This window comes from Martinezella tropici, from assembly GCF_008370325.1.
GTDB classification, from domain to species: domain Bacteria; phylum Pseudomonadota; class Alphaproteobacteria; order Rhizobiales; family Rhizobiaceae; genus Rhizobium; species Rhizobium tropici_B.
Window position 1 is genome coordinate 624,196 of sequence record NZ_VNIP01000006.1, and the last position, 12,321, is coordinate 636,516.

At 61.4% G+C, this 12,321-nt stretch carries 12 protein-coding genes; 7 read left to right on the plus strand and 5 right to left on the minus strand.

Going from position 1 to position 12,321, the window contains the following annotated elements:
- The first annotated feature begins 212 nt into the window (after positions 1-212).
- The 3 genes from FP026_RS11420 (at position 213) to FP026_RS11430 (ending at position 3,995) form a co-directional block, all read left to right on the plus strand.
- The gene (locus tag FP026_RS11420) at positions 213-2,402 is read left to right on the plus strand and encodes an anthranilate synthase (protein ID WP_149634729.1); all 2,190 of its coding nucleotides are present in this window, start codon (positions 213-215) and stop codon (positions 2,400-2,402) included.
- Positions 2,403-2,533: 131 nt separating this feature from the next.
- Positions 2,534-3,241 carry a TIGR02117 family protein gene (locus FP026_RS11425; protein WP_432444115.1) on the plus strand — a complete coding sequence of 236 codons (708 nt, stop codon included), beginning with the start codon at positions 2,534-2,536 and terminating at the stop codon, positions 3,239-3,241.
- A 118-nt stretch (positions 3,242-3,359) separates the two neighbouring features.
- On the plus strand, positions 3,360-3,995 hold the full coding sequence (locus FP026_RS11430) for a glyoxalase superfamily protein (protein ID WP_149634731.1): 636 nt from the start codon (positions 3,360-3,362) through the stop codon (positions 3,993-3,995).
- A gap of 36 nt (positions 3,996-4,031) precedes the next feature.
- On the opposite strand, the gene bluB is transcribed toward FP026_RS11430, so the two are convergent.
- The gene (gene bluB / locus FP026_RS11435; protein WP_246665310.1) at positions 4,032-4,772 is read right to left on the minus strand and encodes a 5,6-dimethylbenzimidazole synthase; all 741 of its coding nucleotides are present in this window, start codon (positions 4,770-4,772) and stop codon (positions 4,032-4,034) included.
- Positions 4,773-5,174: 402 nt separating this feature from the next.
- Here bluB and FP026_RS11440 point away from each other — a divergent pair, with 402 nt between their 5' ends.
- Positions 5,175-6,089, plus strand: coding sequence for a cation diffusion facilitator family transporter (locus FP026_RS11440; protein ID WP_149634732.1), 915 nt, complete (start codon positions 5,175-5,177; stop codon positions 6,087-6,089).
- Position 6,090: 1 nt separating this feature from the next.
- The gene (gene queF / locus FP026_RS11445; protein ID WP_149634733.1) at positions 6,091-6,555 is read left to right on the plus strand and encodes a preQ(1) synthase; all 465 of its coding nucleotides are present in this window, start codon (positions 6,091-6,093) and stop codon (positions 6,553-6,555) included.
- A gap of 62 nt (positions 6,556-6,617) precedes the next feature.
- Here queF and FP026_RS11450 read toward each other — a convergent pair whose 3' ends face one another.
- Positions 6,618-7,430 (minus strand): DUF2076 domain-containing protein, encoded by an 813-nt coding sequence (locus tag FP026_RS11450; RefSeq protein WP_149634734.1) that lies wholly within the window; start codon positions 7,428-7,430, stop codon positions 6,618-6,620.
- Between the two features lie 232 nt (positions 7,431-7,662).
- On the opposite strand from FP026_RS11450, the gene FP026_RS11455 reads away from it, so the two are divergent.
- Positions 7,663-8,250: an ATP-dependent Clp protease proteolytic subunit gene (locus tag FP026_RS11455; RefSeq protein WP_149634735.1), complete on the plus strand. Its 588-nt coding sequence runs from the start codon at positions 7,663-7,665 to the stop codon at positions 8,248-8,250.
- Positions 8,251-8,472: 222 nt separating this feature from the next.
- Here the strand turns inward: FP026_RS11455 and FP026_RS11460 are convergent, their stop codons facing one another.
- From FP026_RS11460 to FP026_RS11470, 3 genes are read right to left on the minus strand one after another with little or no spacing between them, the layout of a single operon-like run.
- Complete coding sequence (locus FP026_RS11460) at positions 8,473-8,856, minus strand: VOC family protein (RefSeq protein WP_149634736.1); 384 nt, start codon at positions 8,854-8,856, stop codon at positions 8,473-8,475.
- Complete coding sequence (locus tag FP026_RS11465; protein WP_149634737.1) at positions 8,822-10,006, minus strand: MFS transporter; 1,185 nt, start codon at positions 10,004-10,006, stop codon at positions 8,822-8,824. The genes FP026_RS11460 and FP026_RS11465 overlap by 35 nt, the downstream gene beginning before the upstream one ends.
- 22 nt (positions 10,007-10,028) lie before the next feature.
- A complete protein-coding gene (locus FP026_RS11470; RefSeq protein WP_149634738.1) occupies positions 10,029-10,814 on the minus strand; it encodes a DeoR/GlpR family DNA-binding transcription regulator in 786 nt (261 codons plus the stop codon).
- Positions 10,815-10,957: 143 nt separating this feature from the next.
- On the opposite strand from FP026_RS11470, the gene FP026_RS11475 reads away from it, so the two are divergent.
- Positions 10,958-12,193, plus strand: a complete 1,236-nt coding sequence (locus tag FP026_RS11475; protein ID WP_432444116.1) for a benzoate/H(+) symporter BenE family transporter — start codon at positions 10,958-10,960, stop codon at positions 12,191-12,193.
- The last annotated feature ends 128 nt before the right edge of the window (positions 12,194-12,321 follow it).

Sequence of the window (12,321 nt, forward strand, 5' to 3'; positions counted from 1 at the left end):
TTCCATCTTCCGCTTGCGCATCGCGGCATCTCACGCTAACAATTCCCGCCATGAACATGTCCTTGAACAACATTGCAGTTTGGTGGTGGGCACGCTGAGGCGGCCTCGACCAATCGTGTTCAAAGACGACGAGTGAGCCGCCCGAGATTTCGAGGCGGCTTTTTTGTTATATTGGCCGCCTGTCATCCGGGCCGACAACGGAGTGAGGAACAATGGTTACGATCCTTCGGGATGATGGTGCGGAAATCTACGAGACGAAGGGCGGGATCACCGTCACCCGGCAGCGCCGGCCGACGCCCTATGCGGATGCGGTTTCGTCCTATATCGACAAGCTCGACGAGCGCCGCGGCGCCGTCTTCTCCTCCAACTACGAATATCCTGGCCGCTACACGCGTTGGGACACTGCCATCGTCGATCCGCCGCTCGGTCTTTCCTGCAATGGGCGCGATGTCTGGATCGAAGCCTATAACGAGCGCGGCGAAGTCATTCTCGGCTTCATCGCGGAGAAGCTGAAGACGGTTCCCGAGCTGGTGCTCGGCGCTTTCACGGCCCGCCGGCTCGATCTGACGGTCAAGACGCCGGATCGCGTCTTTACCGAGGAAGAGCGCTCGAAGATGCCGACGGTCTTCACCGTGCTGCGCGCCGTGACCGATCTCTTCTACTCGCAGGCGGATGCCAGCATCGGCTTCTACGGCGCCTTCGGCTACGATCTGGCGTTCCAGTTCGACGCGATCGATCTGAAGCTCAAGCGCCCGGACGACCAGCGCGACATGGTGCTCTACCTGCCGGACGAAATCCTGGTGGTGGACAACTATTCCGCCAAGGCCTGGATCGACCGGTACGATTTCGCCAAGGGCGACGTATCGACGGAAGGCAAGTCGGGCGAGATCGCGCCCGAGCCGTTCCGGCACACCGATGCTATTCCGCCGAAGAGCGATCATCGCCCCGGCGAATATGCCGAACTGGTGGTCAAGGCGAAAGAGAGCTTCCGCAAGGGCGACCTTTTCGAAGTCGTACCCGGCCAGAAGTTCATGGAGCGCTGCGAGAGCAAGCCATCCGATATTTCCAAGCGCCTGAAGGCGATCAATCCTTCGCCCTATTCCTTCTTCATCAATCTCGGCAATCAGGAATATCTCGTCGGCGCGTCGCCTGAAATGTTCGTGCGCGTATCCGGCCGCCGCATCGAGACCTGCCCGATTTCGGGCACGATCAAGCGCGGCGACGATCCGATCGCCGACAGCGAGCAGATCCTGAAGCTGCTGAATTCCAAGAAGGACGAGTCCGAGCTAACCATGTGCTCCGACGTCGACCGCAACGACAAGAGCCGCGTCTGCGAGCCGGGTTCCGTCAAGGTCATTGGCCGCCGGCAGATCGAGATGTATTCGCGCCTCATCCACACGGTCGACCATATCGAAGGCCGCCTGCGCGACGATATGGATGCTTTCGACGGCTTTCTGAGCCATGCCTGGGCCGTCACCGTCACCGGCGCGCCGAAGCTCTGGGCGATGCGCTTCATCGAGAGCCATGAAAAGAGCCCGCGCGCCTGGTATGGCGGCGCGATCGGCATGGTCGGCTTCAACGGCGACATGAACACCGGCCTGACGCTGCGCACCGTTCGCATCAAGGACGGTATTGCCGAGGTGCGGGCAGGCGCGACGCTGCTCAACGACTCGATCCCCGAGGAAGAAGAAGCCGAAACCGAACTGAAGGCCTCCGCCATGCTTTCCGCCATCCGTGACGCCAAGACCGGCAATTCCGGCAAACAGCAACGCGACGTCGCTTCCGTCGGCAAGGGCGTGAAGATCCTGCTCGTCGACCACGAGGACAGCTTCGTCCACACGCTTGCCAACTACTTCCGCCAGACGGGCGCCACGGTGTCTACCGTTCGTACGCCGGTGCCGGAAGAGGTCTTCGACCGGCTCGATCCGGATCTGGTCGTGCTGTCGCCAGGCCCCGGCAATCCGAAGGATTTCGATTGCAAGGCGACGATCAAGAAGGCGAGGGCGCGCAACCTGCCGATCTTCGGCGTCTGCCTGGGCCTGCAGGCGTTGGCCGAAGCCTATGGTGGGGAACTGCGCCATCTGGCGATCCCGATGCATGGTAAGCCCTCGCGCATCCGTGTGCTGGAGCCCGGCCTGGTCTTCTCCGGTCTCGGCCGCGAGGTGACGGTCGGTCGCTATCACTCGATCTTTGCCGATCCGTCGAGCCTGCCGCGCGACTTCATGATCACGGCCGAAAGCGAGGACGGCACGATCATGGGCATCGAGCATGTGAAGGAGCCGATCGCCGCCGTGCAGTTCCACCCGGAATCGATCATGACGCTCGGTGGCGATGCCGGCATGCGGATGATCGAGAATGTCGTGGCGCATCTGGCGCGGCGGGCGAAGACGAAGGCCGCCTGAGGCAAGAGCCTGTAGTCCCGGAATTTGGGTACCTCATGCACTCGGGAAAAGTGCATGGGGCATTTTTCTGCCTTGAAAGGGGCACCAAACCGCTGGAGAAAATTCCTGTCGCTGGGGGCTTTCGGTCGGTGATCCTAAGGATATTCAAGGGTATTTTCTTCGCTGCACTTATCGTCGCGACGCTTGCCGGTCTCGGCGTTGTCGTGCCACGGCCGCTCTGGCATGACGCGCCGGCTGCTCGACCCGAGCGTTCCCAGCAAGTCCTCATGCTCAGCAACCCGATCCATACGGATATTGCCATTCCCGTCGATGGTGATCTCCTGAGCCGTTTCGCCTTCCTGCGGACAGCCGGGCTCGATCTCGATAATCCCAACCTGCGCTATCTCATCTTCGGCTGGGGCGGCCGAAGCTTTTATACGGAAACGCGAACGTGGGCTGACTTGAAGGCAGGTCCCGTGTTGAAGAGCTTTGCTCTCGATCGTTCCGTCATCCATGCCGAGCTGGCGGGCGATATTCCGCTGGATGCCTCGGCTGTCACGGTCGTCAACATAGATGCCGAAGGGCTGGAGCGGCTCAAACAGTTCATTCTTGCCAGTTTCGAACAGTCAGATGGCGGGCCGGTGGCACTGCTTGGCAGCAACTACGGACCGAACGATGCGTTCTTCGAAGCCCGGGGTTATTTCAACGCGTTGATGGGATGCAATACATGGACGGCTGCGGCATTGAGACAGGCGGGCCTGACCTCGGGCTTTTGGACGGCGTTGCCTATGATGCTGCGCATGTCTCTACGTCTGCACAATGAGGATCAGCGTTTTGCTGCAAGCTATGCCCTGCCATGAGGCGGTTTGACTTGCCGCAGGCCGTAACCTAATCTTTACTTCGTTCCTGTGGGGCACATCGGCATGGGGCCGAAAGGGCTAGGCCTGCCCGCTGATATCACTCAGCAGGAGTCTGCCTATGCCAACCCTCGACACCTACCGTAAACAAGCCAAGCTCTTGATGCGCTGGCACCGTGAGCGCGACTATTCCATTGGCGGGAGGGTGCGAATGCTCGACCGTTTCAAGGCGCTGACGGATCGCGAGATCCTGGCAATGAAGTTTCCCCTAACTCTGGCGCAGGAGATCGTCGCAGTCGAAGCGGGCCACAGGAGCTGGGCCGAGTTGAAGGCCGTGGCCGTGGATGCGGCAAAGACGCCGGCTGCATCGGCGGAGCCACCGGTTTTCAAGAGTGTCGTTCCGATCCTTTTGGTGCGGAATGTGGAGGCCAGCGCGGCCTTTTTCCGGGACAAGCTGGGTTTCATGGCGGAGTTCCTGCATGGGTTGCCGCCATTCTATGGTGCCGTGTCGCGTAATGGCATCTGGATCCACTTGCGGCTCGTCTATGAACCCTATTTTGCAGCTGCTGCGGCGAAAGAGGGGTCGCTGATCCTGGCGTCGATCGAGGTTTCGAATGTCCAGGGCTTGTTCGAGGAGTTCAAGGGGAGGGGCGTGGAGTTCGCGCAACCGCTCACCAAGCAGGCCTGGGGCGGTACGGATTTCCATGTACGCGACCCGGATGGCAACGTGATCTCGTTCGTCGCGTTCAGATCTTGACGATTGCGGTGGTCGAAGGTTGCCTGAGGGCGGTCCTTACATGTCCTCGCAATCCTGCCAGCCTTCCTCGAAGACGAGCTTGTCGAGCGGCAGGCGGTCGCGCCAGCCCTTCACGGCAAGCTCCGGCATGTCGTAGAGCTCGTCGACATAGCCGACGCAGAGCCAGGCGACGATCTTCACATGCTCCGGAATGCCGAGGATCGCCTTGATGGCGTCCTCGTGGAAGATGCTGACCCAGCCGATGCCGACGCCCTCGGCCCTTGCGGCAAGCCAGAGATTCTGGACGGCGCAGACGGTCGAATAGACATCGGTGTCCGGATTATGCGTGCGGCCGAGCACGACAGGGCCGCCGCGCTTGGTGTCGCAGGTGATGCAGATGCTGAGCGGCGCCTTGCGGATGCCCTCCAGCTTCAGCCGCTGATACTGCGCGCGACGATCACCCTCGAACATCGCGCAGGCCTCCTCATTGGCCTGGTGAAATGCCTGCCATACGCGCTCGCGCGTCTCTGGCTGACGGATGAGAATGAAGTTCCATGGCTGCATGAATCCGACCGACGGCGCGCAATGGGCCGCTTCAAGCAAGCGCCTGACGAGATCGTCTGGCAGGGGATCGGAGCGGAACTGGTCGCGCACGTCGCGGCGAGTCTCGATGGCACGATAAACGGCGTTGCGCTCCTCTTCAGAGAATGCGCCGGCGGCAACCAGATGCTCCGAAGCGCTGGCATGGATGTCAGCAGTGAGAGGTGCGGCGTCGGCAGCGTTTTTAGAAGAGGGCATATTCAACCATGGTTTCATAAAGGGCGGCGGTTCATCGGCGGTACCGGAACCTTGCACATCAGGCTGAGGCCCAGCTTAGTGCGCAATCACGGACGAAATTACCAGCATGATTTTCCACAGGCGAGCGTGTAATCGGCTTCCTATTGTCGCGGAACGGCGGCTTGCGCCAAATCTTGCTCATGCTCTGGCGTGCATTCCAAGACCGTGCTTCGTTCAAGCCGTGTATCGAGGGCGAATTGTCGTGCGGAAAATGGCAGCCTCCTTTGACAAACTCGGCATTGTGTCGCATATGGACCGACAATGAGCCGCCTGCGCGAAATTCGCGCGGGCGGTTTTGCATTTCAACGGCGCCTTTCTTGCAATTCATTCGCATGAGCAGGCGTGAAGACATCGGAGAAGGGCATGAGCAGTCACGGAAACGATACGATCAGGCGGCTCGCCCTTTGGGGTATCCCTCTGTCGCTCGGCGTCATGGGACTGAAGATGCTGGCCTGGTGGCTGACGGGCTCGGTGGCGCTCCTGTCCGACGGGCTTGAATCGCTCGTCAATGTTGTCGCCGCCTTCATTGCCTTCTTCGTCATCCGCTACGCGCAGAAGCCGGCCGATCACGACCATCCCTTCGGGCACCACAAGGCGGAATATCTATCTGCCGTTACCGAGGGGGCGATGATCGTCGTCGCTGCTTTGATGATCGTGCAGGAAGCGGTCGGACATCTCGGCAATCCGCAGCCGATGCAGGCGCCTGTACTCGGTCTCGCCATCAACTTCGTCGCCGGCGTCATCAACGGCGCCTGGGCGCTGACCTTGATCCGAGCCGGAAGGACGCACCGCTCGCCGGCACTGACGGCGGACGGTCAGCACATCATGTCCGATGTCTATACCTCCATCGGCGTGCTGATCGGCCTGTTGCTGGCGCTCGGCACCGGCCAGCCGATCTTCGACCCCGTGCTTGCCATTCTCGTCGCCATCAACATTCTCTACCAGGGCTGGAAGGTCATCTCCAGTTCCATCGACGGACTTATGGACAAGGCTGTACTGCCGGAGGAAGAGGAGACCATCAAGGATGCGATCGCCAAGAATGCCGAGGGGTCGCTTGGCGTTCATGATCTGAAGACGCGCAGGGCAGGTGCTGTGACATTCGTCGATTTTCACATGGTCGTGCCCGCCGCCATGCCGGTGCGCGATGCGCATCGCATCTGCGACCGCCTTGAAGATGCCATACGGGCGATCCATGCGGGCGCCGAAATAACCATTCATGTGGAGCCGGAGGGCGAGAAAGCCCATGGTATCCGCGTCAAAGTGATCAAGGAGACCTGAGATGCCAAAGACCGATGTATCCGGCCTGTCGATGCTCGGCAACCAGACGGAAACGGCCACCAATCCGGAAGAGGCCGTTCTGGAGAAGGTGCCGTCCGGCCATGCCGGCACCGATTATGTCGTGCGCTTTACGGCGCCCGAATTCACCTCGCTCTGCCCGATGACGGGACAGCCGGATTTCGCCCATATCGTCATTGACTATATTCCGAACGAATGGCTGGTCGAATCGAAGTCGCTGAAGCTCTTCCTGCATTCCTTCCGCAATCACGGCGCATTCCACGAGGATTGTTCGATCTATATTGCTAAGCGCCTGGTGGATCTGCTGCAGCCGAAGTGGCTGCGCATCGGTGCCTACTGGTATCCGCGCGGCGGCATTCCGATCGACGTTTTCTGGCAGACCGGCAAGCCGCCGGAAGGCGTTTGGCTGCCGGACCAGGGCGTTCAGCCCTATCGCGGCCGAGGCTGAATGAAAAAGCCGCCGCCATCCGGAGATGGCGGCTTTTCTGCTAGATGCGATGAGACTGCGGCTCAGGCAAACGAGTTGTCGTCGCCATTGTCATAGGACGAGTCATCATAATCGTCGTCCTGAGCGTCTTGGGCAGCATCCTGGGCGTAATCGGCCGCGCTCTGATCATTCTGATCGCTATTATCGTCATTGCCGAAATAGTTGTTGTTGATGATCGTCTCCTGCACCGGCTGTTCGGCTGCGTTGGCTGCCGTGCCCCCGAAGAGGCCGCTGCCGGCATTGCCGCCGAAAAGGCCGCCGCCAGTGCCGCCCAGATGCGGGCTGAAGAGGCTGGAAAGTGATTCCGCCAGCATCACGCCACCGGCGACGCCGGCCGCCGTGCCAAGCGCACCACGCAGGAAGCTGCCGCCGGCCGAAGGTGCGCCTGCCTGCTGGCTCCACGGGCCTGACGGCTGCGGTTGCGGCTGGCCGGCCCAGGGGCCAGGCTGCGGCGCATTGCGGGCATAGTCGTCATAAAGGCGGCCCTGCTGCTGCGGATTGCCGCCCTGCGGTGCGGCGGCGCGTTGCTGCTGGCCGCCACCGAAAAGCGAGCCGATCCCGCCAAGGAAACCGCCGCTCTGGCCCGGCTGGTGATTATCGGCGCCCTGCTGCTCGAGCTCGTGTACGCGCGCCTCGAGCTGCTGGATGCGATCGGCCGCAGCCTTCATGCCCTGTTCCTGCATGATGACGGCCTGTGCCAGGAAATAGGGCGCATAGGGCTGGTCGCGGACCGACTGGTTGATGAAGGCCTCGGCATCGGCATCGCGCTGGGTATTGGATGCGGTACGCACGCGATCGAAGAGAGAGGTGAGCAGTTGACGTTCTTCAGGCGACATGATGGCCTCCTTGGCTATCTGTTGCTGTAAATTCTGGGCGCGATCCTCGACCGCGCTGATCTGACGTAGGAACCAATCTCGGCTTTTCAAAGCCATTCAAGTTACATTTCGGTAATCCGCAACCATAACGCCAGGTTCCGATGTGCTATTCCCGCCTTGTCTTTTTCCGGCATTGTTTTACGCATTGAGTCGCACTATGTGCGGTGAACGACGCATCATGCTGGAGAGTTGAATGAACGACGAAGACGAACAGGAAGACAAGAAGACCGAGCTGCCGTTGGGCAAGGACGCGGAGGCGAATCTTTTCAAGTCGCGTTCGATCTTCATCTATGGCGGCATCACGCAGGAACTGGCGCAGAAGGTCTGCTCGCAGCTCGTTGCCCTTGCCGCCGCCAGCGACGAGGACATCCGCATCTATGTGAATTCGCCCGGCGGCCACGTCGAGTCAGGCGATTCCATCCATGACATGATCAAGTTCATCAAGCCGAAGGTCTGGATGATCGGCACGGGCTGGGTCGCTTCCGCCGGTGCGCTGATCTATGTCTCCGCTCCGAAAGAGCGCCGAATTTGCCTGCCGAACACGCGCTTCCTGCTGCACCAACCGTCCGGCGGCACGCGCGGCATGGCCTCCGACATCGAAATCCAGGCACGCGAGATCATCAAGATGAACGAGCGCCTGAACAAGATCTTCTCGGAAGCTACCGGCCAGCCGCTCGAAAAGATCACCAAGGACACGGACCGCGACTACTGGCTCTCCGCCGAGGAAGCCAAAGCCTATGGTCTGGTCTCGCGCATCGTGACCTCGCAGGCGGACATCTGATCCAACGCGGGTTTTGCTTGATCGAATTTAGCGCCCTCGCTTGCCGAAAGGCAGGCGAGGGCTTTGTTTTGAGATGACGGGATTCGTTCGCTTCGACCGAAGAGAAAGAGCTGGCGGCGGGAGAGTCGCCGCCAGCCTTCGCCACCAGGAGATTGCAACGTTTCCGGGGCGGCGAATTGGGGGGCTCGAGCTGCGAACCCTGCGGAGTTTGCCGACCGTCGCCTAAGCGGTGATCTCGACCGGCGTTCCATCCGGCATCGTGATGACTGCCTCGTAGAAGCCGTCGCCTGTCGTGCGGGGCGCGGATTTCAGGCAGCCATCCGCCCGGCATCGCTCGGCCAGTGCATCGACGGATGCCCGATCTCCAAGCGACACGGCGATATGATCCCAGCCGATGCGCTCATTCTGCTTGTCGGCGGCAAGCCAGGGGCCGGTCATCAGTTCGATCTGATCGCCACTCCCGGCCAGATGGACGAAACGGGAGATGAAGCCCGGGCGGCGCAGGCTTTGATAGGGTTCGCCGACGGTCGCGCCGAAATAGGTCTTCCAGAAATCGGCTGTAGCATCGAGGTCACGCGTCCATAGAGCGGTATGAGCGATGCGCATCTGCCTCTCCCTGTTCCTGATTGCGGGTAACGATGCCGGCGCAGAGGGGTGCGACACAAAGCAATAGAGCGAGCATCCAGAAGGCGCCGGGCAGGCCAAGATGATCCGCCGCGAAACCGACGCCGGCGGGTCCGACGAGCACGCCGGCATATCCCGTCATGGTGATGGCTGCGACGGCAAGGCCCGCCGGCATGACCTTTTGCGCGCCGCCCTTGCGAAAGAGCACCGGCACGATGTTGGCGGCGCCAAGACCGATCAGCAGGAAACCGCTCATGGCAAGGATCGTGATCGGGCTGAGGAGGAGGATGACAAAGCCGGCCACCGCGACGATGCCGCCCCACAGCATGACCGCCCTGTCTCCGATCCTTGCGGTAATGGCATCGCCACTCAGGCGGCCCGCCGTCATCGCAATCGCAAACAGCATGTACCCGAGGCCGCCATGGCTCGTATCGACTTGGCTCTGCGTGGTGAGCAGCAAGGCGCTCCAATCGAGGATCGCGCCTTCGACGAGGAAGGTGATTGCTGCCAGCGCAGCCAACAGCAGCACGAAGCCGCGTGGCATGACGAAAAGCGGCGCGTCCTCCGCTGGGACGGTCCGCAGCAGCCGTGGCCATGCGACGATCATGGCGACGACCATCACGGCCGAGCTTAGAAGCGTGGCGGCGAGGGGGCCGGCCTTGATCGACAGCAATAGCGTGACGAGCAGGGAGCCGATGAAGCCGCCGATGCTGAAGAGCGCATGGAAGCCGGACATCAGCGGCCGGTCCGCGCCTTTTTCTACCTCGACGGCGTGGATGTTCATGGCAACGTCGAGTGATCCCAAGCAGGCGCCGAAGGCCGCCAGCGCGATGCCGAGCGTGAACGGCGTGCCGGCCACGGCCAGTGTCGGCAAAGTGAGCGCGAGGCCGAGGCCGCTGGCGATGATGATCGGCTTGCTGCCATATCGCGCGCTCAGCATGCCGGTCGCCAGCATCGCCGCCACCGAGCCCAGGCCGAGGCAAAGCAGCAGCATGCCCAGCACGCCGTCATCGACCCCGAGGCGAGCCTTGGCGAATGGGACGAGCGGAGCCCAGCAGGCGAGGGCAAAACCCCCGACCAGAAAAGCAAGTCGTGTTGCCAGCCGGGTTTCCGGCCGATCCGTGGATTGCATGGTTATTCCTTGTCTTTCGAGATCAGGAGGATGAGGTGACGTTGCTCGCCTTCACGAGCGAGAAGCCAGCTTCGACGGCCGCTTTCTCGTCATCGGCAGGCAGATCGTCCTCGACAACAAGCCAATCGATATCGCCAGCGCCGCCGATCCGGTGCGGCGCGCGTTCGTGAAACTTCTCCGAGGTAATCAATGCGATGCGAGCCGCGCTTCTCTTGAGGAGCGTCCGTTTGAAGATCGCGTCCGCATGTTCGTACACGCTGATGCCGTTTCTTGCGGAAACGGCGCAGACACCCAGGAAGCAGCGGTCGATGTTCATGGCTTCGATGGCCGCGACCGCGGATGCATCGACGCTGCCGCCGACGACGGGATCGACCGCGCCGCCGATCAGAACGAGCGGAATATCGCCGCGTTTCATGACGGCGCTGGCGATATCGATGGAATTCGTCGCGATGGTCGCTCCCAGGTCCTTCGGCAGAAGATCGACCATTGCGAGATTGGTGCTGCCGCTGTCGAGAAACAGGAATTCGCCCGGCTCGATCATCGCGACGGCCGCCTGCGCCAGCACTCTTTTGCGGTCGGATGCCTGTCCGATCCGGTCAGAGATAGGCCGCGAGGACGTCAGAAGGGGAAGGGCGCCGCCATAAACGCGCCGGCATTTGCCCTCGGCGGCAAGCGCTCGAAGATCCCGGCGCACGGCATCTTCGGACACGTTGAACTCGACAGCCAACGATGCGGCGATGATTTGCCGCCCCTCTGCAAGCCGTGCTTCGATGACATCCCGGCGGGACAATGGGAGTGAATTGCTCATAATCATGTATTAACGTGCATAAATAAGAGAGTCAATTTGCACATTTATACACGATTTGAATCGTGCTCGACATATATGGCGATCGATTCGACCTTGCGACGTCATTTCGCCCGAAAACTGCACTTGCACGTCCCATGCTTGTGATGCTCCATGCGCGCTCAATCGATCCTCGCGCGCCCCGGGTCTCCGCCGCCATGCTCAAAGATTTTTCCATCCAAAGCCTGTTCATGGGATGCCTCACGGCCTTTGTCGGCTTTGCCAGTTCCTTCGCGGTTGTCTTCCACGGCCTGCAGGTCGTGGGTGCCACGGACGCCCAGGCGGCATCGGGGCTGACAGCGCTTTCGGTCGCCATGGGTGTTTGCGCCATCGTGCTCAGCATGGTGACGAGATTGCCCATCAGCATTGCCTGGTCGACGCCGGGAGCCGCACTGCTCGCCAGTGCAGGGGCGATCGAGGGCGGCTTTCCGGCGGCTATCGGTGCGTTCTTCATCTGCGGTCTGTTGATCGTCATTGCCGGGCTGTTCCGGCCTTTTGGACGAGCGGTGGCCTCGATCCCAGCGCCGCTTGCCAACGCCATGCTGGCGGGTGTCCTGCTCGGCCTTTGCTTCGCGCCAGTCAAGGCGATCGCCTTCAATCCTGCCTTCGGCTTGCCAATCATCCTTGCCTGGATCGTCGTTGGCTCGTTCAAGCGGCTTTGGGCTGTGCCGGCGGCACTTGCCGCCTTTGCGCTGGTGCTGGCCTTCGGCGTCAAGATACCGGACGGCGCGTTCGCGTCGCTGGAACAATCGCTGCTGCCGACGGTCGAATTCGTGAAGCCGGTCTTCACGCTTGCCGGCATCGTGTCCATTGCGCTGCCGCTGTTCATCGTGACGATGGCGTCGCAGAACATTCCCGGTATCGCCGTGCTGAAGGTGCATGATTATGATCCGAAGCCGGGTCCGCTGTTTGCCGTGACAGGTGTTTTCTCGCTTCTTGCCGTTCCTTTTGGCGGCCACGCGGTCAATCTTGCAGCCATCACGGCCGCCATGTGCGCCGGACAGGATGCGCATGCCGATCCCAAGCGGCGCTATTGGGCGGCGATCGTCGCAGGAGCCGGTTATATCGTCTTCGGATTGCTGGCGAGCGCGGTGACGGCTTTCGTGGCGCTCGCGCCGCCTGTTCTCATCGAGGCGGTGGCCGGCCTGGCGCTTGTCGGCGCGCTGTCCAACTCTGCCTTGAACGCCTTCCAGCAGCCGGAATCCCGCGAAGCCGCCGCCATCACTTTTCTGGTGACCGCATCAGGCGTTTCCTTCGGCGGGATTTCCGGCGCTTTCTGGGGACTGATTGCCGGCGGATTGATGCTGGCGCTGTCGCGCGGCGTGCAGATGCTGAAGAAGTGAGCAGGGGGTTGCTTCTTTTTGATCCGGCGGCTATAAGCGCGGCCATGAAGCTGACAGGCGCAAAGATTTCTGAGCAGATTGCACGTGGGCGCATTGCCCTGCGTGACAATACGCGCGCCCTTACTTCG